This is a genomic window from Psychrobacter sp. UBA3962 (assembly GCF_002385225.1).
Lineage (GTDB): Bacteria > Pseudomonadota > Gammaproteobacteria > Pseudomonadales > Moraxellaceae > Psychrobacter.
In genome coordinates this window covers 18,611-42,991 of the sequence record NZ_DGDC01000049.1, presented here as the reverse complement: position 1 = coordinate 42,991, position 24,381 = coordinate 18,611, and the positions used below count along the sequence as shown (strand labels likewise).

Below are 24,381 nucleotides of genomic sequence, written 5' to 3'. Positions count from 1 at the left end.
TCATAGTAGTCAAAAGCAGCAGTAAAAAGCCCATCACAATGTGAGGGGCTTTTTTGTGTCTCTAAATTTATTTATAAGCGCTTAGCCGGTATTACGTAAGCCTGCAGCCAAGGCGTTGATACTGCGAATTAAGGGGTCTTCCACATCTAAGCTGTTGTGAGCCTCTTGTTGCGCTTTATCAGAACGACGCAGACGCTTTAGCAGCTCAATCTGGATGTAGTTCATGGGGTCTAAGTAAGCATTACGCCACTCCAAGGAGTTTGCCAGCTCCTGTTGCCCAGATAGCAAAGATTGCTGCTCAAGCAAAGAGTTGAGCCCTGATTGCGTCAGCTCATGCTCCTTAATGACAGCCTGCATCACCGTTTCGCGTAAGGTTTCATCTTCGCATAATTGGCTGTAAGCACGGGCAATATTCATCTCTGATTTGGTAAACGCCATTTCAATATTACTGATAAAGGCTTTAAAAAATGGCCAGTTATCATTCATCTCTTTCATTAGCGCTTCATCTTGCTTAACACTATCAAGAGCACTGCCTACACCGTACCACGCTGGTAAGGTGAAGCGGGCCAAAGACCAACCAAATACCCACGGAATAGCGCGAATGGTCGATTTGCTGGGTAAGCCTTTTTTGCGGTGAGCGGGGCGAGAGCCAATATTTAATAATGAAATTTCTTGAACGGGCGTCGCTTGCGAATAAAACTCATAGAAGCCTTCGGTATTATCAGTAAGCGCACGGTACTGCTGCTCGCCAGCTTCTGCTAAGCGCGCAAATAAGGACTCATAGCTCGATAACTGCTTGGGCTGCTCAACGAAGCGAGACGAACTGGCCTTTAAGGCACCAGTGATACCCATGGTCAATTCAAATACTGCCGTGTCTGGATTGGCGTATTTGGCGTAGAGCACCTCACCTTGCTCAGTAAATTTGATTTGGCCATTTAGAGTGCCTGCCGGCTGAGCAGCAATAGCTTGGTGAGTTGAGCCACCCCCACGGCTAACAGATCCGCCGCGACCATGAAATAAGCGGGTTTGGATACCGTATTTTTTCGCAATCTCAGTGATGGTTTGTTGGGCGCTGTATAGTTGCCAGGCTGAGGTAATAATACCGCCATCTTTTGATGAATCTGAGTAGCCCAGCATAATCTCTTGAATATTGTCTGAGCCTTGCAATAGCTGACGATACAGAGGATTGTCTAATACTGCAGGCATAATATGATCGATGTTCTTTAAGTCATCGATGGTCTCAAACAGAGGGGCTACAGGTAAAGCTGCAAATAAATTGCCCTCCTCATCGACCCCGGATAGGCCAGCAAAGCGCATTAATAATAAAACTTCCAGCAGTTGACTGGCATTGTTGGTCATCGAGATGATATAGCTACCAAAGGTGTCTTCACCGACCAGCTTTCTCAGCTTGGCAATTGAGTGCATTAAAGCCAACTGTTCACGAGTTTGGTCACTTAAGTTGTCGCTATAAATGAGCGGTGTGCCGGGTTGCTGCAGAAGACGAGTTAACCACTGCTGACGCTCTTCTTCACTAAGATTACGATAGTCGGGTAGGTTAGAGGCGCTGTCAAAGATATCTGCAATAACTTCACCATGATAAGCGGAGTCTTGACGGATATCTAAGGAGGCAAGGTGGAAGCCACAAGTTTTGACCAAGCGAATCATATCCAGCAGCAACCCTTTTGAGTGGGCTTCATCATGAATACTGACACTTTGTCTAATTAGACGTAAGTCATCTAATAGCGCCTCAGGACTGGCGTAAGCATAAGCTGCGGCCTCTAAATCTTCTCCTCGGCTTTGAATGTATTGGTTGGTGGCTGAAATTTTCTCAAGGATTAGCGATAGAAGCCTACGGTAAGGTTCATGGTTGTAGTCCTCTGGATTATAGTAAAACACCTTTTGATCCAGATCACGGTAGTCCTCAATACGTTGATAGATTTCAGGAGAAATATCAACGATGGTGTCACTGTGAATCAGTTCACGGCGTAACTTCTTGAGGACAACGCGGTAATGACGCAGCACAGTATTGGCATGCATTAACACCGCCATTTCTGTGGTTTCGTGGGTAACAAAAGGGTTGCCATCTCTATCACCGCCAATCCAAGAGCCAAAGCGTAAGAAGGCCGGTAACGGGTAGTCAGACAATTCCGGATAAATGTCTACAATGGCATTTGTTATATTGCGATACACCTGAGGAATGGCTTTAAATAAGCTGGCATTAAAGTAATGTAGCCCGTTATTAATCTCATCAAAAACTAAGGGCTTGCGGGTGCGAACCTCATCCGATGACCACAGCAAATCAATGGCTTCAGCTGTTTTTTGTTTGGCTTCTTCATAAGCTAAGCTGCCTTCAGGTAGCTCATTTAGGGTATTACTATGAGCATAAATGTTCTGCAAGATGTTCATCGTAGTGCGGCGACGAGCTTCGGTGGGATGAGCGGTAAATACCGGTATAAACTTTAGTTGATCGATCAACTCTTTGATTTGGTCTGCTTCAATATTGCGCTCTTTGCACTCTAATAAAGTGTGGCGAAACGAGCCCTCCCAATAATGGTAAGAGTTCTGTTTTAAGGTGCGCCGCTCTTGTTGTAAGAAGTTTTCTTCTGTGAGGTTGGCTAAAAAGAAATAAATTGAAAAGCCACGAATAACATTTTGTAGCGTCTTATTGTCTAAAGAGGCAATGAGTTCTATTAGTTTTTGCTTATTTTTTGGATCAGGGGAGCGACGTTCTTGAATGAAGCCTTTGCGTAATACCTCAATGGTTTCAACCGTCTCTTGCCCTGATTGGCGAGCAATAGCTTCCCCTAAAAATGACCCAAGTAATCTGACGCGCGAACGCAAAATATTATCATTCGATGGCATTTATTTGTCCTTAAATTCACAGCTTATGTTTAATATGCTGAATTTTTTATGTGATGGTGTGTCTTGTTTAACTCATTCTATTTTTAGCTTTAACAGCGGGCTATTACCCTATGAAAAACTTTATAGAAATCTTCTAATTAAAACAATACCTGAAAATTAAGGACGTATCATCTATTTAATATGAAATAGTAATTACTTACTAAAATTTGGCATGACAAATCGCACTTAGCTCTTCATTGATTTTAAATACTTTGGCTTTAATGTCGGTAAATCCAAAAGAGTGTAGCCTTTGGGTATGCTTATCTAGGTAGCGATGGGCATCGTTTAGATTGTCAAAAACATAAATACCGCCTGCCTCTTGATTCTCTTCGTTTTCGGTCCAAATTTTTGAGACAAGACCAGGCTCGGTAGCAATATCTTCAGCCAACTCTTTCATGGCTGAAAAAAACTCATCACCAAACGGGCCTGAGTATGGAAAATCAACTTGTAGTAAGTATTTCATAATGATTCCTAAATAATATTCTTCAAAGAGTGTCTTCTATCTCTAAGGTAAGGTTATACTTATCACTATTCAAGCTGATTTCGCGTTATTTTCTAAGGGATAGTGTTAGGTCGATTTATGATACAACAAAAGGACAACTCTCAGTTGCCAGCGATTGGGCTGATTATTGGGTGCGTAATATTTGGGTTAGGCAGTCTTATCGTTGCCCATGTTGAGGTCGGAGGCTATGCTATGGCCTTTTGGCGATTGGCAGTGTCTGGTGTAGTCTTTACTATGTTGGCTACAGTGTTTCGCCAAAAAATGCCCAACGCTAATGACAATAACTCTAACCCTAACATTACCAACAGCCGCCTAAATAATAAAAAGGCACTTATTTTTGCTCTGCTGTCTGGCGCCTTTTTGGGTTTGGATTTGGCGTTATGGCATGAAAGTATTTATGCGGTTGGCCCAGGGATATCTACCTTACTCAATAGCTTACAAATATTCTTTTTGGCGGCTATAGGCTTTTTAATATTTAAAGAGCGTCAGACCATATTACAGTTAATAAGTTTGGTTATTGCCCTGATGGGTGTGGTATTTATTGCCAGCCCAGAGTTTGCCAGTAACGATCACGCTGCGTATGGTTTTATAACCGGTATCGTCTCAGCCAGTATGTTGGCAGCATCGATGACCTTTATTCGCTTGACCCACCAAGCCTCACCAACGCCCATATTTTTATTGATGCAGCGAATTAGTATCGGCGGTAGCTTGGCGATGCTAATCCCGATGTTTTTGTTTGATAAAGGCCAAATACTGCCAAACTCGCTCTCTGATTTGGGTTGGATTATCGTTTATGGCACGGTGATGCAGTGCTTGGCTTGGGGTTTGATTGCTTACTCAATCCCAAAACTATCGTTGGCATTAACTGGGTTATTGCTCTTAAGTGAGCCTGTTGCAGCCTTATTCATCGACTATTTTTGGTTACACAAGTCGATTAATATCTTACAGTGGACGGGTGCTGGATTAACCATGTTTGCTATTTATCTAGGCTCGTTAAAACCCAAGCCGTTAACTCAAAATACCAAAATGCGACGCTATCGCTTTTTTTCAAGGTTCTATCGCCGCAAATAAAAAAAGCCCACAGCGTAAACTGTGGGCTTTTATACATTCAGACTATTAACAGGGTTAATAAATAATTAGTGCAACCAATCCGCCTAAGCTGGACGTTTATTGGCAATTTCACGATTGAATAAAGCGTTTAGCACGATGGCCGCTAAAGTAGCTGTACCAATGCCACCTAAGTCAAAGCCGCCCAAATGTAGGCTAAAGTTACCGGCACCCATGATAACGGTCACAGCAGCAATAATGAGGTTGCTGTTTTTGCTAAAGTCGATCTTATTATCAATCCAGATTTTCACGCCAGCCACAGCAATTAAGCCAAACACCACAATGGAAGCGCCGCCCAGTAGTGCAGGGGGGATACTTTGGATAATAGCGCCAAACTTCGGTGATAAACCTAAGAAGATAGCCACAATACCAGCCATAACGAAAATGGTGGTGCTATAAACCTTAGTCACCGCCATTACCCCAATATTCTCCGCATAAGTGGTTACCCCTGTACCACCAAAGCCTGCAGAGAAAGTGGTGGCCAGACCATCCGCTAAAAAGCCACGACCAATATAAGGGGTAACATGAGACTTAGTCATGCCCTCTACGGCCTTAAAGTGACCTAGGTTTTCAGCGATTAGAATAAAGGCAATCGGGGCAATAAGAATAATGGCATTCAAGCTAAACTCTGGCTTATGTGTCGTAGGTATCCCAAACCAGGCCGCTTGTTGGACGCCACTAAAGTCAATAGGAGTCCCAAAGCCCATAATGTTAGTTACCAGATAATAAATCACATAAGAAAGAATTAGGCCTACCAGTAACAGCAGACGGCGCAGCATACCTCGGGTGAATATGGCCACACTACTAATCAATACCACGGTTAAAGTCGCCATCCAAGCATCAAACTGGTTGGCAGAGACCCCTTGTACCGTGACAGGTGCAAGGTTTAGACCAATAATCATAACAATCGCACCAGTAACAACGGGAGGCATTAATTTTTCAATCCAGTTGGTACCGATTTTCATCACCAGCAGACCCACTAGAGCGTAGAGAATACCACAAACCATGATGGCGCCCAGTGCCACATTTAAATTGGTATTAGGACCGCTGCCGGCATAAGCTGTGGCTGCGATAACGGGACCAATAAAAGCAAAGCTAGAGCCTAGATAACTGGGCATACGTCCGCCCGTCATCAAGAAGAATAAGATAGTACAGATACCTGACATTAAGATGGCAAGGTTAACGTCAAAGCCCATTAATAAAGGCGCTAGCACGGTTGCCCCGAACATAGCAAAAGTATGCTGTACTCCTAACATGATACTTTTGCCGGCAGGTAAGTACTCATTAATAGCGACAGGATGCTGATCTAGATCCCCTTGGAAAGGCTTCCAAGTCGGAAACCATTTTCCATTACTAAAGTCAGGGTCATACTCATATAAAGGGGTGGGTTCTACAGTGTGAGATGTGGGAGTATCCACAGGGCGAGGGTCCATAGGTAGTCCTTAGTGTGGGGGTTATATTGATGTATTAATGACGCTAATAGAGGAGATGTTGACAGTAGTATTGTAAGGAAATGTATTATAGACGAATTTAATAGGTTATAAGTAGAGTGTTGCGATGACAATTTAAAATAAACAATGAAATAATGGAAGTGTTAATAAATTTGGATCTGAAGTAGCCTGTATAGAATAAGTAATATTAACTCAATAATAGTTAAGTCACGCTATACTAATATTTAAAACCCTATTTAAATACATATTTTTTATCCCCTGTTATCATCTTTATATTCAGTAGGATAAATTTAACATGAGTAACTCAATGATTCGAAAGCATGGTCGTACCACAGAGATAACTCAGCATGCTGAGTTACAGGTATTAAAGCGAATTCGCAAATTCTTATTACCAAAAGATTTTACAGTATCCTCAGCATTGCTTGAAGAAATGGCAGAAGGCTATGATATCGGTGATCCGGTTGTCGATAGACTACTTGCGAATAATCAAAAATTTGCCAAACCATTGCAAGCTTACATTCTTCAAAAAACCTCAAACACTGCATCGAGTCAATCAGGAGTTCGGTCTAATAATCCTTTAAATACGGAATCAAATTCTAATTTAGATTTAGAGATAAACTTAAGCTTAAAGAAAGACTTAACCGATAACCCTGATTTTCAGCAGCTGGTCACCCAACTCTCTACTCATCCCGATTGGTTTGACGCAGACTTGGCTGAAATTGGTGCCGTAGCTTATCGCCGCTATCCCTTGATGCTGATTTGGCTATTAAGGAATGTGGCTTTAATGGCGGGATACAGTATTCCTGCTTTGTCATTACCCTTAATACAGACTGGTGCTTTGGTTCATGAGGCGTTGCCCAGATTAATGCGCACTTACTCGTATATTTTGGCAGTTTCAGAACACCCTGGACTTAATGATGCCCCAACGGTGTTGGCCATAGGTAGTGAAGGGTGGCGTCAGAGCATTAACGTACGTCAAATACATGCCATAGTGCGGCAAAAGCTTATTGAGGAAGGCTGGGATAGCGATTATTGGGGCACACCTATTAATCAGACCGACATGGTGGCCACGCATCTACAGTTTTCACTGCTTATCATGCGTGGGCTAAGAATATTAGGCGCAAGAATTAGCGCAGAGGAAGCCAAAGGTATTTTGCATCTATGGCACTTAGCCAGTTGGTGGATGGGTATTGATTTGAAGCGTTTGCCACAGAATGAGACGGATTGCTGGGCGTGGCTCTATACCTATTTGGCGACGCAGCATTTAGACTTTGAAGTAGGTAAGCCCTTGGCAGACGCTCTGCATAGATTACCGTCACAAATTATGGGTGAGGACAATAGAAAGGGCAGGTTTGTAGAGCTGGTCAATGCCAGTGTGACTCGCACGCTTGTCGGTGATGATATCAGCGATGGGCTGGGGTTGCCTAAGTCTCGGCTACGTCACGGGGTATTGGTCAGTGTGCCTATATTGTTTGGGCTAGATACTTTAAGGCGTCATAATACCAAGGCGGCTATTAAGCTTGAAGACTTTAGAGCGAAACGACAGAATAATATGAACTGGTGGTTGCGAAAAAATGACAGCTATTATAGTGAGTAGCCGTTACCAACCCAAAATATATATCAATAAAAATTGATAGGTAAGTGTTTAGAATAAAGAGATTAAAATAAAGAAGACAACCATAGTCTTAACTTAAGTGACCACTCAGGTTGAATACCGGTTAAGCCTTGCTTCATCTCGCCATCTTTAAGGACCACATAAGAGGGGGTGACCTGTCCCTCCCAGTCACTAAATATCTTGCCAGATTCATCATTAATGGTGGTGAATGAGTAGTTGTTCTCGTTCATATACTGCTCAATATCCTGATTACTGCCAGACTGCACAGCAATGCTTACCACAGGATAGTTGCCTGATTGTGCTAATGAGTTTATTTTTGGAGAGGTGGTGCTACAGATAGGGCACCAAGTTCCCCAAAAATAAACCAACACCGGCGACTCGTGGCTCAAAGCTTCAATATCAACACTTTGTCCTTGATAATCTGTCAATTGCAGCTGAGGATCGGCTGGCATGACCGGTTGCCGCCACCAATTGATCGCAGTGTAGATAACGGCAAAAAGCACCAAGAATTTAAGAGCAGACCAGCCCCAAGAGAGCAGTTTTGACTTTGGTTTTTTAAGTTGTAAGCCATCTACTGACTTTTGATCCTGTGTCATAGTTATTCATATCTTTAATAAATAAATGGGTTCAAAAGCCAGAGAAATTCTATATCAAGCTTTTACTTAAAAGGGTTTGGTTGCTCTATCGTGCAGAGGCACCCCTTCGGTGACGCTATGAGAGTTTTGTTTTAACTCTTCTGGTGAGCTGTCTTCCACAGATTTTTTGGCTTTCTTTTTCCATTTAAGGGTAAATAAGTCTTCACGGCGGTCTTTTAAGTTATTGACCGATCCTTCATTACGCACATGGATAAGCTTATCTAAGTCTAAATCTGAGAAGAATACCATCTCCGTATTCGGGGTGGTTTCCGCCATGATTGCGTCGTGTGGGAAAGCAAAGTCAGACGGAGAAAATACCGAAGACTGAGCATATTGAATATCCAAGCTTTCAACTTGAGGTAAGTTACCCACAGAGCCACAAATCATAACATAGCATTCGTTTTCAATGGCACGAGCTTGAGCACAGTGGCGAACGCGTAAATAGCCGTTTTTGGTATCTGTCCAGAAAGGAACGAACAAGATATCCATGTCCTCTAGAGCCAATAAACGAGCAAGCTCTGGGAACTCTACATCATAACAAATCAAAATGCCAATACGCCCAGCATCCGTATCGAAAACTTGTACCTTGTTGCCGCCTTCAATAACCCAAGCACTACGCTCATGTGGGGTAATGTGGATTTTGCGTTGTTCTTCAACGGTACCATCACGGCGACATAAGTAGCTGACGTTATAAAGCACTTCTTCGTTTTCATCAAACAATGGCATAGAGCCGGTGATGACATTGACGTTATAACTGACGGCTAAATTTGAAATCTCGTTTTTAAACCACTCGGTGTAGTCCGCTAAAAAACGAATTGCAATGTTTTGATCGGTTGACTCACACAGCCCCATAAGTGGCGCATTAAAGAATTCTGGTAAGCAAGCGAAGTCAGCATTATAGTCGGCCATAATGTCTACGAAGAACTCAACTTGTTGTAATAACTCTTCAGGAGACTCCACCTCACGCATCTGCCACTGAATGCCGCCAATACGCACATCGGTTTTTCGAGTGTTGGGCTTATAGTCTTGGGGCTCATAATAGATATTGGCCCACTCTAATAAAGTCGCAAAACCTTTAGACTGCTGATCATCAGGAAGATAGCCAGTTAAAATACGTTTAACGATGAAGCCATTAGACAGTTGGAAAGATAGAGTAGGGTCGTATATCTCACGGTTTTCAACAGCATCAATATACTCACCCGGAGTCATGTCTTGGTAGCTGTGGTATTTGGGAATACGGCCCCCTGCCAAAATAGCTCTGAAGTTCATCTGACGGCACAATTCTTTACGGGCATCATAAAGACGGCGGCCCAAACGATAACCACGATAGTCTGGATCGATTAGAGCATCAATACCATATAACGCATCACCTTCGGGATCATCTTTAATAATCTCACGTTGCCCCAGTAAGTCATCATAAGTATGCGGGTTAGAGAATTTTTGATAATTAACACGCATGGTTAACACCATACCGATTAATTTATCATGGTCAAATAAAGCGATTTGTCCTTCAGGGAAGGAGTCAATCAGGGTATGGATGGTGTTTTTTGACCAAGCACCGCCTAAGTTGACATACACTCGATCCATTAAGGTTTTTAGTTGAGGATAATCTTTTTTCTTAATTTCAGCTATTTTTAAGTGAAAGTCTTCAGTTTTTTGGGTCATGGGATTACTCGTCGCGAGGATAGAAAAGTTTGGATTTAAAGTTTTAAAGCTTTTATAAATATAAAAAATATAAAGAGGTTATAGCGTCACCCACTCAGATGGTGTTATCAATAAGTGAATTATTAGTAAATAAATAAGTGGCTCTAAATAATTTATAGCTAGCCAAGATAAAATAGACCGTTGCTCTAAGTGCTCATTAATAAAAGCCAATACTGAGCACTGGTTAATAACAACTGGGTACTGGGCATTAAATTATTATAAAAAAACATATTATAAGGGTCAGGAAGTAGATGAAAACTAAAGAATTGTAACCTATATATTATTGTTGTGAAGCTGCGTTAATATGCTTAATTCCCTTCAGTCTACAAATTGAGTTAGTCCCCACAGACAATCTACCTGGTCTATAGAAAAATTAAAATTTATAGCAGCTATAGCTAGGCTTAAAAACAGTTGAAACAACAAATATTTAATTTATATGTTAATAAGTATATAAAAAACGTAATTTATTGTATTATTGACATTAAATTATGTATGCCCTATTTAATTCTGCTTTGGATAACAAACTGTGATGCATACTAAGGACTGAATTATGCCTCTCAACGAACACAGTACAGCCACGGCGTTAAGTAAAATAGAAGATAACGCTTTGGTTCGTTTGGTCTATGCTAGTAGCCTGACTTTCAAAAGCCGTTTTAAGCCCGCTATTTTCCAGACTGTAGAGCAAGATGCTCGTCGATATAATCAACAAAATGGGATCACAGGGACACTTTGCTACGGAAACGGTCAGTTTTTGCAATGCTTGGAAGGACAGAAAAAGGTACTGTTGCCTTTGCTGCAAGAGATTTTTGATGATACCCGGCACAAAGAAGCAAAAATACTGATAGTGCAACCTATTGAGCAGAGAGAGTTTAGCAATTGGGGAATGCGCTTGATGTTTTTAGAGCGTTGGCTATGGTCTCCTGAGACCAAAAAACAGGCAGATACTTTGTCTAGATTTCTTCCTTTTAAACCCAGTCAATGGGATAAGGAGGAAACAGAAGAGTTCCTACACGCCATTCAAAAAATTCAAACTCCACCGCATGTCCAGGAGTCGGGCATTAGTCTCAATGCCTTAGGAAACATGATTCAGCATGTGGTAGGACCGCATCAGGCCTTTATCTTGGTTCAAAGTGTATTGGCTATTTTGACCCTTGTCGCCATAGTGCTATTGTTTCGATTGCCCTTTAATTAAATAAAGGGCAATTTTTTAAGAAACATCATGATTTAAAAAGTGATTTAAAAAAGGATTTAAAAAGAAAGACAGCTTAAAACAGCATCAGGTTGATGCTATAAACTGACTTAAACATCAAAAATCTTCCCACGGTTCATAATACCTTTTGGATCGAATACCTTCTTCAATTCTTTTAAATACTCAATCTCAGTTTCGCTGCGGCTATAGCTTAGATAAGGCTTTTTGGTCATGCCCACGCCGTGTTCTGCTGATACCGAGCCGCCATATTTTTGAACGGTTTGAAACACTAAGTCGTTCACGCTTTGGCATTTCTCAAAGAATTCATCTTTAGATAGGTTCTCCGGCTTTAAGATATTTAGATGCAGGTTGCCATCACCAATATGACCAAACCAGCAAATCTCGAAGTCAGGGTAATTGGCGTTTACTACGGCCTCAATGTCTTTAATAAACTCAGGCACATAGCTAATTAGTACTGACACATCGTTTTTGTAGGGGGTGAATACAGAGATGGTCTCTGAGATATACTCACGCAGTTTCCACAGCTCAGCAGCTTGCGATAAGCTTTGACTCATTACCCCATCCACAATCCAACCGTTCTCCATACACTGCTCAAACATGGCCATCGCTTTGTCCATAATCGGCTCGTAGGGGGCTTCGAATTCTAATAGGGCATAGTACTTGGTACGCGCCTCAAAGGGCTGTTGAACATGACCGGTGGCCATTAACTTATCAATCGCCACTTCATCAAAGAATTCAAAGGCGGTTAAATCAAGTTGTGACTGGAAAGCGGACAACACGTTCATCACGTGCTCAAATTCATCCATGCCAAATACCATCACCGTTAAATCTTGCGGTGCGCGCTCAAGCTTGATCTGTGCTTTGGTAACGATACCTAAAGTACCTTCTGCACCAATAAACAAGTGACGTAAGTCATAACCGGTGGCGTTTTTAATCATACCGCGGTTGAGCTCTAAAATATCGCCTTTACCAGTAACCACAGTCAGGCCCAGTACCCAGTTACGGGTCATGCCATAACGAATCACTTTAATACCGCCGGCATTGGTACCGATGTTACCGCCAATTTGGCTAGAGCCTGCTGAGGCAAAGTCGACTGGGTAATATAAGCCTTTGTCTTCAGCAAACTGCTGTAATTGCTCAGTGATGACACCGGCTTCAACCTCAACCATTCTGTCGGCTGGGTAGAATTCACCAATCTTATTCATTTTATCTAGACTAATGACAATCTCGCCATTACTGGCCACAGCGCCTGCAGACAGACCGGTACGGCCACCGCTCGGAGTCACAACAATATTGTGCTCATTGGCTAGCTTTATCACCGCTTGCACTTGTTCGGTTGATTTGGGAAAAACAATGGCACAGGGTGCGGGGGCAAAATGTTTGGTCCAGTCTTTACCCCAATGCTCTAAGCTCTCAGCATCGGTTTTAATTTGACTATCGTCAAAGCCGTGGCTAGTAGTTAGGCTAGTGAGTAGAGCGGTTAATGCTGCAGGGTCAGTTATTTGTTGTTTTGAAAGCTCTGGAGCATCAACTAAGGATTGATCTGAACTGTGTGCCAGCTCATGAGCAGCGGAAGCATTATTTAAAACATTGGGTGCAGTCATATTGGTCTCTACAAAAGTTTATGATACAAAACAAGTTACAAACAAACAAAAGCCAGTTGCGACAAACCGCATAACTGAAAGTTTACCATTATAGTCGTATTTGACAGGGCTTTATTCATAATTTAGTCTGCCAAAATAATAAAATATGTTATAAGATAGTTATATTATGACATAGTGCTAATAGAGGATGTAAGTCGCAGTTCGAGACGAGCGACTTTAGTTTTAGGGCGGTCACAAAAATAGTGGCTCACTCAACGTCATATTTTTCACTTTTTGGCTTTTTATGGCAAAGTGATACCAGATAAGGTTAGTTGTTAATAACCCATTAAAATTAATAACCCATCAAAATAAGGGCAAAGACATGGCATTATCGCTTGAGAAAGATAAAATACGTTTTTTACTGCTAGAGGGTTTACACGAGAACTCACTGAAAGTTTTAAATGATGCGGGTTACACCAATATTGAATATCTATCGCATGCTTTAGATCCTGATGAATTAGCAGAAAAAATTAAAGATGCTCATTTTATCGGTATTCGCTCACGTACTCAGTTAACTCGTGACATTCTTGAGCAGGCAGAAAAACTTATTGCAATCGGTTGTTTCTGTATCGGTACCAACCAAGTAGACTTAGAAGCTGCTCGTGAGTTTGGTATTCCCGTATTTAATGCCCCTTATTCAAACACCCGTTCAGTGGCTGAGCTGGTACTGGCAGAAGCGATTATGCTTTACCGTGGTATCCCTGAGAAAAACGCTGTGGTACACCGCGGCGGTTGGGGTAAATCAGCTAAGAACTCACATGAGGTTCGCGGTAAAGTGATGGGTATTGTGGGTTATGGCTCAATTGGCTCACAGTTATCAGTACTTGCCGAAAGCTTAGGTATGAAAGTTATTTATCATGATGTAGTAACCAAGCTACCTTTAGGTAATGCAGTGCAAGTTGGTAGTTTAGAAGAATTATTACAAAATGCAGATATTGTGACTTTACACGTACCAGACCTACCAAGTACGCGTTATATGATGAAAAAAGAGCAGTTTGATCTTATGAAAGACGGCAGCTACTTTATTAATGCTGCCCGTGGTACTTGTGTTGAGATTGATGACTTAGCCGCTGCAATAGAGTCAGGTAAAATCTTAGGGGCTGCAGTAGACGTCTTCCCGAAAGAGCCAAAATCAGCAGAAGAAGAGTTTGAATCCCCACTGCGTAAGTTTGACAACGTTATCTTAACGCCGCACATCGGGGGCTCTACTCAAGAAGCACAAGCCAATATTGGTCTTGAAGTGGCAGAGAAGTTCGTTAAATACTCTGACGCCGGTGATACCACAACTTCTGTGAACTTCCCTGAAGTTAGTATTCCAGTTAAAGAAGGCTCACACCGTTTACTGCACATTCACCAAAACGTACCAGGCGTACTGTCGCAAATTAACAGCTCATTTGCTACGGCTGGTATTAACATCTTGGCACAAAGCTTAATGACTGAAGGCGATGTGGGTTATTTGGTTATGGATGTGGACAACCGTAACTCAAAAGAAGCCTTGGATCAGTTAAGAAACATCAAAGAGACCATCCGCGTTCGTGTTTTATTCTAAGTCATTAAGTCTAAGGACTTAAAGGATATTACTTGTTGTAAAAAAAAGCTGGCCATGGCCAGCTTTTTTTATGCGTCTACTTTTATGGAGCCAATGCTATAAGAGCAATACTATCAAGACTAATATGATGTTACGGAATCAGGCGGGCAATTACCTCAACAATTAATCCGCTGTTACTATATCTATATATATTACATATTTATATATATTATTATATGGTAATTATAACCGTTTTCAGGCATTATAAAGTTAAATAAAATTTAAAATAGAAGGGTAGTCCTATGCAAATTAAATCGTTCTTACATGAGGATACGGAGACTTATACTCACGTATTAATTGATGAGGCCAATAAGCTGTGTGCCATTATTGACCCTGTATTGGATTATGATTTTAAATCAGGGCATACCAGTACTGAGTCGGCGGATGAGGTCATCAACTATGTCAAAGAGCAGGATTTAACCGTAAAGTACATTATTGAGACCCATGCTCATGCCGACCATCTTAGTTCGGCACCGCATATAAAACAGCAGCTAGGCGGTGAGTTGGTGATAGGTAAGCACATCACTGAGGTTCAAAAAATATTCAAAGAAGTATTTAACCTAGATAACTACTTTAAGACAGATGCCAGTCAGTTTGATAAATTAACCGAAGAAGGCACTGAGTTTATGTTAGGCGATATCAAGCTTAGCGTGATGCATGTGCCAGGCCACACACCAGCTGATATGGCTTATGTGGCACAAGATACGACCGATAGTGAGCGTGCGCTGGCTATTTTTGTGGGGGATACGCTATTTGCTCCAGATGTGGGCACAGCCCGAGTGGACTTCCCAGGGGGAGACGTGGACGATTTATATCACTCCATCCAAAAAATATTATCGCTGCCTGGGGATACAGAAATTTATCTGTGCCATGATTATCCACCAGAAGGGCGTGAGCATTCTCCAGTGACTACAGTGGCTGCAGAAAAAGCTGGCAATATTCACGTCAGAGATGGGATCAGTCAGGCTGAATTTGCAAAGATGCGCACTGAACGGGATGCCACCCTTGAGATGCCACGACTGATTATCCCCTCGGTTCAGGTCAATATTCGTGCCGGCGAGATGCCAGAACCAGAAGATAATGGTGTTCGTTATTTAAAGGTACCGATCAATACTCTTTAGTGACTGACTGCCTTAAAATAATTGCTGAGATAATTTAAAGGTATTCAAATTAAAGGTATGTAAAAGCTCAGGCTGGTAAAATAGCCTGAGCTTTTATTTATTCAGCTAAAACTTTGTGATAAGATAATAAATCAACATCGTGGGTTTAATGGATAGCTGGATTATTAATAACTGCTATCCCTGCAACTTCCAGCACGATATAAAACAACTCTGGTAAAGCGCATGAACCTGTACTCCGACACGGTCCGTTGTGCCTTTTAAGATTCGTTTCAGTCGGAGTTCTAGGAGTCTATCATGTGTAAATTTCAGTCCCTTACTGCCACCGCAGCCCCCACCAATACTTTCCAATATGCGCCTCGATACAAACCAAAATGCCCACTGGCAGTATTGGCTGTGCAACAAATTACCCTACTTCAAATTCGATCGGCTGATATCGTAAAATCGATGGGTTATCCTAGGAAGCATACTTTTGCCGCCACGGATCGCCTGCGTTATGTGCTTTGTAGTCAAAACCTAGGCTTAGATGGCAGCTATATCGATCCCTTTTATACTGCTGATGAGTTTGTGCTTGAGCTGTTTCGTATTTTGCAAATAAAGCCTGAACAATACCGAGAAGAGATTGAGTCCCTTCGTCAAACGCTACAGCCGTTAAAATAAGAAGGCGGTCTGTTACAGTAGATAGCTGCTTATTTAGCTGAGACATTAGTTAGCTGAGACATTAGTTAGCTGAGACATTAGTTAGCTGAGACATTAGTTAGCTGAGACAACTCATTTAGATGTAGAAGCAGACATAGACAGCCTATTACAAGGATAGGTGTCTATGTCTATATGTGCTGTAAAGAATATTAATGATGGTGACCAATATGGCTGTGTCCCGTATTAGGGCTGTCTACCTCATCCAAAGCACACACTATGGCGTCTAATCGGTTATGAGGGTGCTCTACTGATTCAACCTGAATGGTAGTGTGGCTAATACCTAATTGAGCCAAACTGTGCTCAATATCATGAATCAACTCACTAGCCTGTAGGATACGCATATCACCATCAACCACTACGTGACAAGATAGGGCATGAATACCACTGGTAATGCTCCACACATGCAAGTCATGGACAGTGATAATGTGCTCATGAGATTCAATGGTCTCTTTTACCTCGTCTAAACAAATCTCTTCTGGGGTACCCTCCATCAAGATATGTGTTGACGCTTTTACCACCCTAAAACCACTGATCAAGATTAAAATGGCCACCACAACTGACGCCACAGGGTCAGCCCACGCCCAGCCCATCCACATCATTGCTAAAGCTGCAATAATGGCCGCCACTGACCCTAATAAGTCGCCTAATACGTGCAAGTAGGCACTATGCATATTAAGGTTTTGCGATCCTGACTCGGGATCCTCATGGTCATGACTGTGAGAAGCACCGCCACGATGTAGCATATAGGCCACTATCAAGTTAATGGTTAATCCAATAGTGGCAATGATTAACATACCCTTAGAGGCAATCTCTGGGGGAGATGAAAAACGGCCTATAGCTTCCCAAACAATCATTAAAGCAATAATGATTAAGGTTGCGCCATTGGCTCCTGCGACCAATATCTCAAAACGTTTGTAGCCATAAGTCTTTTCTTTATTGGCTTCTTTTTCACCTATTTTAAAGGCCAGTAAAGTGGCTCCCAAGGCAGCCGCATCAGACAGCATGTGCCCGGCATCTGATAATAGGGCCAAACTGTTGGTTAGTACACCACCGACAGCTTCTACCAACATAAATATTGTGACTAGAACGAAGCTGAACAGCAAAGTACGACGCTGCTTACTCATATCTCGAGCACCGGGCTCATCGTGAAAGTGGGGTGGGTCATGAGCATGAATAGGCTCATGGTTATGATCACTATTAGAGGTCATGGCTGCTATTAATCTCCGAAAAGTTATGAGTAGTAAATCTATATTATAAATCAAGTTTTGGTGGCTACCAGCCGACAGGATCCACATCCAAAGTCAGCTTGAGATACTTGGCTGAAGGCAACTGTAAAACCTGGGGCCACCAAAAGTTTAATAGCTGATGCAACGGTTGGCGCTGCTTGGATAGCAATAAAAGCTGACTGTGATAGCGGCTGTTTTTCATTTTCATTGGCGCGTCAATGGGGCCCAAAATAGCCAAGTCATTCTGAGGCATCAGAGCAATGGCATCTTTTAAGACCTGAGTGGCCCGTTGTAATGTTTTCGCTTCACAGCGAATCAGCGCCCCATGGGTATAGGGAGGTAAACCCAGCATTTTTCGCTCTTTTAACAGCTCTAACGCAAAAGGCTGATAACCATCACGGACCAGTTTGCGTAGTAAAGGATTTTCAGGCTGTACCGTCTGAATTAAGACCTTACCAGGTTTGCTACCTCGGCCTGAGCGGCCAGCTACTTGGACAATTAATTGTGCTGTGTGCTCTGGTGAGCGAAAGTCTGGGGACAAAAATCCGCGATCAGCATTTGGCAAGCACACCAAAGTAACATTGGGAAAGTGGTGTCCTTTGGCCACCATTTGGGTCCCCACTAAGATGGCAGGGTCACCAGTATTAATGCGCCGGTAGATGTCCTCCCAACTGTCCTTTCTTCGAGTGGTATCTCGATCAATCTGAATGATTGGATACGTTTTTTTACTGGTCTGAGGGTTTGAAAAAAGAGCATGTAAGCTTTCTGTCAATCGAGTGGTTCCCATACCCACAGCATTTAAGTTGACACTCGCACAGTCTGCGCAGGCTAGTGGGATAGAGGCTTGCCAGTCACAATGATGGCATTTTAAATAGCTGGGCTGGTGCGTATTGAGCTGACTGTGATGCACCGTTAAGTGGGCCTCACAGCGGACACAATCGGCTTGCCAGCCACAGGCTTCACACAGCAGGATAGGCGCATAGCCACGGCGGTTTAAAAAAACCAGTACTTGATCACCGGCTTCTAAAGTATCTCGAATAGCAGTGATGGTATCTTCTGTCAGTCCTGTATTTTGTGAGTGCTTTAAGTTTGGTAATAAGGAAGCTTGCTCACTGGGAGTGGCTGGTGAGTTACTGTATTGGGTGGGATTGTCACGGGCATCGACTAATTGTAAGGTAGCCGCTTGGGCGTTACCGGCACGCTGTGTGAGGACAAGCTCGGTCAATTTGCCGTCTTGAACCAATTTTAAATGCTCTAATGAGGGGGTCGCTGTGCCTAATACCACAGGAATTCCCAATTGATAGCCTCTATATAGTGCCACATCTGCCGCATGATAGCGCAAAGTGTCTTGTTGCTTGTAAGACTGATCATGCGACTCATCGACCACTATCAGCCCTAAGTTAGCAAAAGGATGCAAGATGGAGGAGCGGGTGCCGATAATAATTTGGGCCCGTCCTTCACGGCAATCCTCCCAGCCATGCATACGCTGAGTATTATTAAGCCCAGAGTGTAGCAGCAGAATGTTGGCTGCAAAACGCTCTGCAAAGCGAGCTCTGGTCTGTGGTGTTAATCCAATTTCAGGGACCAGTACTAAGACTTGTTTCCCAGCCTCCAGCACAGATTGCATCGCCTGCAAATAGACTTCAGTTTTGCCACTACCTGTCACCCCGTTTAATAAATATCCGCAGTATTTGCCCTCTTTAGCGGTGGCCACGATACTGTCAACGGCGTGCTTCTGTTGGTCATTAAGTGTCAGTGGCATCTTGGCCAAGGTAACCGGACTGGGCGCTGCTTTCGGTTGTACATAGCGCTCAATTAGACCGTTTTCTTCCAACAGTTTTAAAAAAGGACGCTGCATCCCTTCTAATAGTAAGGTGTCTTCGCTCGCTCCATGTTTCCCATGTAATTTTAGCAGTGCAAATTGCTGTCTTTGCTTATGTGCGTTGCTATGGAAATCATCGTCACTAACATTGGGTAGGATGCGCCAATGAGTAATCAATAAATCGAGAGGTTTGCCTTGGCGAATCAAGGTTGGCAACATGACGGAAATCACATCGCCTAAGGGGTAATGATAATAACCTGCCAACCAGCGCGCTAAAGACAGCATCTGCTGACTTAATAAGGGCTCAGTATCAATAACCTGTTTTATGGCTTTTAGTTTATTGACTGGGATTTCACTATGGCTGCGGTCAATATGATCAACAACGATGCCGATTAAGGTTTGCCGGCCAAAGGAGACTTGTACTCTTCCTCCAATAGGGGGAAGGGCAGAAGCGGCGTCATCAGCAGTACTTAGTTTATCTGAAGGTTTATCTGAGGGAGGAAGATAGTCGAATTCACGATAAAGAGGAACCGGTAGGGCGACACGAATCAGCATCAGGTGGAAGCCTCCTTAAGGGAAAGGTTATAAACTAAAGCCTGTTTAGTTTATAACCTAGTTTATCAGCTAGAAATAGCCACAAGCCAATGCTTGAGCCATTAGTCTTCGATAAATAAGATAGATTCAATCTCAACGATACCACCTTTAGGTAGTGCAGCTACTTGTACTGCAGCACGCGCAGGGAATGGTTCAGACAGGCGCTCAGAGAAGATAGCATTTAGTGCGGCGAAGTCATTTAAATCGGTTAGCGAGACGTTAAATTTCACCACATCACTTAGTTTACCACCTGCAGCTTCACAGATAGCTTCGATATTGTCCATAACTTGAGCGGCTTGGGCATCAAAGCCGTCACGCAGCTCCATAGTCTCTGGATCAAAACCCAACTGACCTGAGATATATACCAAGCTACCGCCAGCTGATGGGATTTTTACTGCTTGTGAATAGGCGCCAACGGCTGCTGGAGCTTTATCGGTATGAATAATTTGACGGGCCATAATTATTTCCTTTTTTATTGATTAAAATGAACAGTTCATTTGTTTGAAGTTTGAGATGAAGTATACCGTTATAAGCGATATAGACGGCGAATACTACCAAAGCCCACATGAGGACGTAAAGCCTCAATACCTTCTAAGACATGGCTGCGACTGCGCACTATCACATGAATAATCGTTGAGTCAGAGCGAACGTCTACTTTTTCAATCCCAATACTTAGCTGTCTTAAAGTATACAGCACATGCGAGACCTGCTCATCGGTTAATGCCAGGTTAATCTTTAAATAAGCTGTAAAGTGTGGACGCTCACTGGGGTGCTCAATACTTTTTTCTATTTCTTCTTCACTATACCAGTTGAGTTGCACCAACTCATACGGCTTCTCAACATATTTGTTGACAATAGAATAACAGCGATGACGGTGTAACACCAAGCCGTGCATGGTCAAGTGACCAATAATAGGGTCACCAAAAATGGGTCGACAACAACCAGCGAAGTGGACTTCAACGCCGTTGGCGTTAGATAAAAGCTGATTGGGACGATCAAAGCCTTTTTGGCTGGCTTGTTGGTGTGTCTTGGTGACATCATCACTAAACAGCCTTGAGACCACCAACTGGGGCAGTAAGGCGCCCGCACTCATACGCTCGTATAAGTCCTCTTTCTTATCGACATTTTGCCAGAGTAATAAGTCTTGCCAGTCCGCTTCGGTGACATCATCAAGAGATTTGCCATAGGTTTGTAAGGCACGGTCTAAAGCTTGCTTGCCATGCTGTTGCTGCTCTTCTATAGGTAGGCTACTGAACCAACGTTTTAGTGAGCGCTGTGCCTTACTGGTCACCACAATACCGAGCCACTCAGCCTTAGGTTTGGCATTAGCGTCGACTTCAATCTCTACAGTAGCGCCAGGCTTTAGGGTAGAGCCTAGCTTGGCATTTTCACCATTGATTTTGGCTCCAACTGCGATATTACCCACTTTAGGACCCACCGCATAAGCGAAGTCTAAAGCTGTGGCACCACGCGGCAGCTCATAAGCCCGGCCTTTGGGGCTGTAACACAGTATTTTTCGGGTGTTTAGATAAGAGATTAGCTCATCAATGGTTTCCACCATCTCATCATAGTCAGGATTGCCTTCTTTGCCTTCGCGCTCTGCATCATAATCGATAAGCTCTTTCATATTGCGTAAAGAAGCTTTAATGACAGAACGGCTCAATTCAGAGGCTTGCTCTGCCCCAATAACACCCAGGCGAGAAACAGCTTCCATCTTACGGGTAAGCAAAGTGACTTTAATGGTATCGTTATCGCGCTTATAGGTCAGGGTTAACGACTGGTTACCACCGGGTAGCGGATGGCGAATGTTATCTTCAACGAAGTTATCAGAGATACGATACTTTTTGATCAGATATTCTGCCAATGAATCACAATCTTCAATGGTATTGGTAACAATTTCAAAGGCATAGTGACGCAATAAATCATCGATTTCTCCGCGGTTACGGAAAAATTGACGGTACATAATGACCGTATTTTCTAAGGTACGCACATGACCTGAGATATTGTGTCGATCTAGTACATAATTGAGGTACTGCTGGATGGTCTCTTTTTGATATTTTCGGCCCAAACCATGCTGTAAAAGCTTGTCTGACATCTTGGTATACATAACCGGGTCTAGGTTACGGTAACACAAGATTTCCATATAGTCGGCTATGTCATTCATCCCCATTAAACGGGCGAATGGCACATAAAACTCTAAGGTTTCAGACGCGGTAGACTTTTGTTTTTCTCGGCGTACTGAGTCTAAGGTCGACATATTATGCAGGCGGTCAGCAAGCTTAATAATTAGCACTCTAGGATCATCTAAAGTGGCAGACATAATCTTATGGAAAGTAGCCGCTTTATTTTGTCTTTTATTATGACTGGAAGACTTTAGTTTGGTCACCCCATCGACCAAGCTTGCCACAGTTTCCCCAAAGATTTGGGCTATTTCTTCTGAAGTTACCTCTGTGTCCTCTACCGTATCATGCAATATTGCTGCGATAATGCTGTCTCTATCAAGACGGAAGCCCGCTAGGATCTCAGCAACGGCGATAGGGTGGGTGATATACGGCTCACCAGATTTTCTTTTGTCTTTGATATGTGCTTTATCCCCGTAAGCACAAGCTTTTAGCACATCTTGCTTCTCAGTATCATTTAAATAGGCCACAGCACGCATTAAGTTGCGCTGAGCTTCATCTACCAAATGATGGCTAAGCTTAGGTAGGTTTTGCATATAAGAGGTTTGATTTAAATGCTCATCATCGTAGGAGTTTGGCAAGATGATATCTGGACTTAGTGAGGTGTCCACAATGTTGTTTGAATTGGCAATATTGTTGATGACATTGCCATCAATATCAGTTTTTAGAGAATCAATCATATCGGCTTCAGAGTCAGATAAGCTTGCATCAGGATTAGAAATATTCTTAACATTTGAGGTTAACATCATTTAATCATCCTTCAGCCAGATAACAGACAATAATAGGCAATCAGTTTAGAGTGTAAGTCTATAAGTAATTTAATAATTCCCTGTTCAGACTTATTCAAGGGGTATCAAGTCCATCCCAGGTCAAATTATAAAAATAAAGTAATAAAATTAATATTTAGCTAATAAAATTACACCGCGTTTAATACCTTAATTAATCTTAAAAATAGCTGCGTGTCAACCAATAAGCTAGGAATGCTTTAAAAAAAATAAAATAATCGTCCTAAATGGGCCTAAAAGTCAGCTAAGGTGCAGCACAGAGTGCGGTATAAGACCTTTTTTAATTCGATAAAACACAGCTTTAACGAGGTGTAGAGAACAAATGTTATTCATGAAAATCAATTAGAATATAAAAAACCACGACTTGCTTAACGCTTATCGTGGTTTTTATATTAAAGAGCTTAAAGAAGAGGGGGTTGTTTCATAAATAACATACTCTTCTTTAGCATTTAGCCAGTCAGTTACTAAAAACCTTGGCCACCGCTTAATGCTAAGTCTAATGAGTTGGTAGCAAAATGATGATCAGGTTGGTCTAGGATATCTCTAGATACCAAACCTTCTGCGATTTCACGTAATGCTAATACCGTTGGTTTGTCATTATTGACTTCAACTAATGGCTCAGAGATGCCTTTGGCCAATTGATGGGCGCGCTTGCTGGCAACCAATACCAGCTCAAAGCGGTTATCTACTGCATGTAAGCAGTCTTCTACGGTTACACGTGCCATAAAGTCCTCTTGTTATCACTAGGTGATATATAAAAATTCGATAGTTAATCAGTTATTATAGCAAATTTACTGGATGAAGTGGGTAGCTTTATTTCAACAAGCCACTAGAAACTTTATTAATAAAATTAAAGGGCTACTTTATTGTATTAATTTTGGACTACTCACTGATCAGATCGCTAATAGTATCCCCATAACGGGCTTGCTGACGACTTAGCGTCTGACGTTTGGCGACAATAATAGATTTCAGCTCAGTTAAGGCAGCTTCAAATTGATCGTTAATAACCACGTAATCAAAATGAACATACTGCTGCATCTCGGTCACTGCACCGGCCAGACGTTTTTCGATAACCTCTTGCGAATCTTGACCACGTGAAGATAAACGTTGGCGCAAGGTGGCTTTACTGGGCGGAAGAATAAAGATCATCGTCACATCGTCATACAGCTCTTTAACCTGCAAGGCACCTTGCCAGTCAATCTCCAGAATCACGTCGATACCTGAGTTTAATTGGTTATTCACGCTTTGTTGTGAGGTTCCGTAATAGTTATCGAAGACCTGCGCGTGTTCAAGAAACTCTCCTGCTTCAATTCCCTTGGTAAAGGTCTCAGTGTCGGTAAAGTGATAATGGTGACCATCAACCTCACCTGGGCGAGGCTCTCGGGTAGTATGAGAGACGCTGACAGCTAAGTCATTGGTGGTGGCGATAAGCTGCTTAACTAGGGATGTTTTACCGGTGCCTGAAGCGGCAGTGACAATAAATAGTGAACCTTTCATATAAGAAAATCTCTTAGGGTTGGGATTTGAAATAATAATTGCGGTGAATAAGGATTATGAAAAATAGATGTTTATTACACCAAAATAGAAGCTTCTATACGTGC

At 42.5% G+C, this 24,381-nt stretch carries 18 protein-coding genes; 6 read left to right on the top strand and 12 right to left on the bottom strand.

Features of this window, described 5'->3' with window-relative positions:
• Positions 1 to 81: 81 nt before the first annotated feature.
• Both ppc and B3S92_RS11480 read right to left on the bottom strand, forming a co-directional pair.
• On the bottom strand, positions 82 to 2,862 hold the full coding sequence (gene ppc / locus B3S92_RS11485) for a phosphoenolpyruvate carboxylase (RefSeq protein ID WP_296206247.1): 2,781 nt from the start codon (positions 2,860 to 2,862) through the stop codon (positions 82 to 84).
• A 199-nt stretch (positions 2,863 to 3,061) separates the two neighbouring features.
• Positions 3,062 to 3,364 carry a monooxygenase gene (locus B3S92_RS11480; RefSeq protein WP_296206246.1) on the bottom strand — a complete coding sequence of 101 codons (303 nt, stop codon included), beginning with the start codon at positions 3,362 to 3,364 and terminating at the stop codon, positions 3,062 to 3,064.
• A 117-nt stretch (positions 3,365 to 3,481) separates the two neighbouring features.
• On the opposite strand from B3S92_RS11480, the gene B3S92_RS11475 reads away from it, so the two are divergent.
• Entirely contained in the window at positions 3,482 to 4,474 is a 993-nt protein-coding gene (locus B3S92_RS11475) for a DMT family transporter (RefSeq protein WP_296206243.1), read from the top strand.
• A gap of 83 nt (positions 4,475 to 4,557) precedes the next feature.
• Here B3S92_RS11475 and B3S92_RS11470 read toward each other — a convergent pair whose 3' ends face one another.
• Entirely contained in the window at positions 4,558 to 5,943 is a 1,386-nt protein-coding gene (locus B3S92_RS11470; RefSeq protein WP_296206240.1) for a solute carrier family 23 protein, read from the bottom strand.
• A gap of 313 nt (positions 5,944 to 6,256) precedes the next feature.
• On the opposite strand from B3S92_RS11470, the gene B3S92_RS11465 reads away from it, so the two are divergent.
• Positions 6,257 to 7,558, top strand: coding sequence for an oxygenase MpaB family protein (locus tag B3S92_RS11465; RefSeq protein WP_296206238.1), 1,302 nt, complete (start codon positions 6,257 to 6,259; stop codon positions 7,556 to 7,558).
• A 62-nt stretch (positions 7,559 to 7,620) separates the two neighbouring features.
• Here the strand turns inward: B3S92_RS11465 and B3S92_RS11460 are convergent, their stop codons facing one another.
• Together B3S92_RS11460 and B3S92_RS11455 are read right to left on the bottom strand one after the other, a co-directional pair.
• Entirely contained in the window at positions 7,621 to 8,172 is a 552-nt protein-coding gene (locus tag B3S92_RS11460) for a protein disulfide oxidoreductase (protein ID WP_296206235.1), read from the bottom strand.
• Between the two features lie 66 nt (positions 8,173 to 8,238).
• A complete protein-coding gene (locus B3S92_RS11455) occupies positions 8,239 to 9,876 on the bottom strand; it encodes a carbon-nitrogen hydrolase family protein (protein ID WP_296206232.1) in 1,638 nt (545 codons plus the stop codon).
• A gap of 589 nt (positions 9,877 to 10,465) precedes the next feature.
• Here B3S92_RS11455 and B3S92_RS11450 point away from each other — a divergent pair.
• The gene (locus B3S92_RS11450; protein ID WP_296206229.1) at positions 10,466 to 11,107 is read left to right on the top strand and encodes a BLUF domain-containing protein; all 642 of its coding nucleotides are present in this window, start codon (positions 10,466 to 10,468) and stop codon (positions 11,105 to 11,107) included.
• 107 nt (positions 11,108 to 11,214) lie between these two features.
• On the opposite strand, the gene B3S92_RS11445 is transcribed toward B3S92_RS11450, so the two are convergent.
• A complete protein-coding gene (locus tag B3S92_RS11445; protein ID WP_296206282.1) occupies positions 11,215 to 12,627 on the bottom strand; it encodes an FAD-binding oxidoreductase in 1,413 nt (470 codons plus the stop codon).
• Between the two features lie 463 nt (positions 12,628 to 13,090).
• Here B3S92_RS11445 and serA point away from each other — a divergent pair, with 463 nt between their 5' ends.
• The 3 genes from serA to B3S92_RS11430 all read left to right on the top strand — a co-directional run bounded on the left by serA (position 13,091) and on the right by B3S92_RS11430 (position 16,134).
• On the top strand, positions 13,091 to 14,317 hold the full coding sequence (serA, locus tag B3S92_RS11440) for a phosphoglycerate dehydrogenase (protein WP_296206228.1): 1,227 nt from the start codon (positions 13,091 to 13,093) through the stop codon (positions 14,315 to 14,317).
• A 281-nt stretch (positions 14,318 to 14,598) separates the two neighbouring features.
• On the top strand, positions 14,599 to 15,477 hold the full coding sequence (locus B3S92_RS11435; protein ID WP_296206225.1) for an MBL fold metallo-hydrolase: 879 nt from the start codon (positions 14,599 to 14,601) through the stop codon (positions 15,475 to 15,477).
• A gap of 294 nt (positions 15,478 to 15,771) precedes the next feature.
• Positions 15,772 to 16,134 carry a hypothetical protein gene (locus B3S92_RS11430; RefSeq protein WP_296206223.1) on the top strand — a complete coding sequence of 121 codons (363 nt, stop codon included), beginning with the start codon at positions 15,772 to 15,774 and terminating at the stop codon, positions 16,132 to 16,134.
• A gap of 188 nt (positions 16,135 to 16,322) precedes the next feature.
• On the opposite strand, the gene B3S92_RS11425 is transcribed toward B3S92_RS11430, so the two are convergent.
• The 6 genes from B3S92_RS11425 to gmk all read right to left on the bottom strand — a co-directional run bounded on the left by B3S92_RS11425 (position 16,323) and on the right by gmk (position 24,277).
• Positions 16,323 to 17,381: a cation diffusion facilitator family transporter gene (locus B3S92_RS11425; RefSeq protein WP_296206220.1), complete on the bottom strand. Its 1,059-nt coding sequence runs from the start codon at positions 17,379 to 17,381 to the stop codon at positions 16,323 to 16,325.
• A 64-nt stretch (positions 17,382 to 17,445) separates the two neighbouring features.
• On the bottom strand, positions 17,446 to 19,776 hold the full coding sequence (locus tag B3S92_RS11420; protein WP_296206217.1) for a primosomal protein N': 2,331 nt from the start codon (positions 19,774 to 19,776) through the stop codon (positions 17,446 to 17,448).
• A 101-nt stretch (positions 19,777 to 19,877) separates the two neighbouring features.
• Positions 19,878 to 20,273 carry a Rid family detoxifying hydrolase gene (locus B3S92_RS11415; protein ID WP_077450746.1) on the bottom strand — a complete coding sequence of 132 codons (396 nt, stop codon included), beginning with the start codon at positions 20,271 to 20,273 and terminating at the stop codon, positions 19,878 to 19,880.
• 68 nt (positions 20,274 to 20,341) lie between these two features.
• A complete protein-coding gene (locus B3S92_RS11410; RefSeq protein ID WP_296206278.1) occupies positions 20,342 to 22,531 on the bottom strand; it encodes a RelA/SpoT family protein in 2,190 nt (729 codons plus the stop codon).
• 713 nt (positions 22,532 to 23,244) lie between these two features.
• Entirely contained in the window at positions 23,245 to 23,505 is a 261-nt protein-coding gene (rpoZ, locus tag B3S92_RS11405; RefSeq protein ID WP_077450745.1) for a DNA-directed RNA polymerase subunit omega, read from the bottom strand.
• A 157-nt stretch (positions 23,506 to 23,662) separates the two neighbouring features.
• Complete coding sequence (gmk, locus tag B3S92_RS11400) at positions 23,663 to 24,277, bottom strand: guanylate kinase (protein ID WP_296206210.1); 615 nt, start codon at positions 24,275 to 24,277, stop codon at positions 23,663 to 23,665.
• Positions 24,278 to 24,381 lie beyond the last annotated feature (104 nt).

Coding starts and splice junctions, on each gene's coding strand:
- rpoZ (WP_077450745.1), bottom strand. CDS start 23,505: ATGGCACGTGTAACCGTAGAAGACTGCTTACATGCAGTAGATAACCGC.
- B3S92_RS11425 (WP_296206220.1), bottom strand. CDS start 17,381: ATGACCTCTAATAGTGATCATAACCATGAGCCTATTCATGCTCATGAC.
- B3S92_RS11460 (WP_296206235.1), bottom strand. CDS start 8,172: ATGACACAGGATCAAAAGTCAGTAGATGGCTTACAACTTAAAAAACCA.
- B3S92_RS11475 (WP_296206243.1), top strand. CDS start 3,482: ATGATACAACAAAAGGACAACTCTCAGTTGCCAGCGATTGGGCTGATT.
- B3S92_RS11410 (WP_296206278.1), bottom strand. CDS start 22,531: ATGCAAAACCTACCTAAGCTTAGCCATCATTTGGTAGATGAAGCTCAG.
- B3S92_RS11470 (WP_296206240.1), bottom strand. CDS start 5,943: ATGGACCCTCGCCCTGTGGATACTCCCACATCTCACACTGTAGAACCC.
- ppc (WP_296206247.1), bottom strand. CDS start 2,862: ATGCCATCGAATGATAATATTTTGCGTTCGCGCGTCAGATTACTTGGG.
- gmk (WP_296206210.1), bottom strand. CDS start 24,277: ATGAAAGGTTCACTATTTATTGTCACTGCCGCTTCAGGCACCGGTAAA.
- B3S92_RS11450 (WP_296206229.1), top strand. CDS start 10,466: ATGCCTCTCAACGAACACAGTACAGCCACGGCGTTAAGTAAAATAGAA.
- B3S92_RS11455 (WP_296206232.1), bottom strand. CDS start 9,876: ATGACCCAAAAAACTGAAGACTTTCACTTAAAAATAGCTGAAATTAAG.
- B3S92_RS11465 (WP_296206238.1), top strand. CDS start 6,257: ATGAGTAACTCAATGATTCGAAAGCATGGTCGTACCACAGAGATAACT.
- B3S92_RS11480 (WP_296206246.1), bottom strand. CDS start 3,364: ATGAAATACTTACTACAAGTTGATTTTCCATACTCAGGCCCGTTTGGT.
- B3S92_RS11435 (WP_296206225.1), top strand. CDS start 14,599: ATGCAAATTAAATCGTTCTTACATGAGGATACGGAGACTTATACTCAC.
- serA (WP_296206228.1), top strand. CDS start 13,091: ATGGCATTATCGCTTGAGAAAGATAAAATACGTTTTTTACTGCTAGAG.
- B3S92_RS11420 (WP_296206217.1), bottom strand. CDS start 19,776: ATGCTGATTCGTGTCGCCCTACCGGTTCCTCTTTATCGTGAATTCGAC.
- B3S92_RS11430 (WP_296206223.1), top strand. CDS start 15,772: ATGTGTAAATTTCAGTCCCTTACTGCCACCGCAGCCCCCACCAATACT.
- B3S92_RS11415 (WP_077450746.1), bottom strand. CDS start 20,273: ATGGCCCGTCAAATTATTCATACCGATAAAGCTCCAGCAGCCGTTGGC.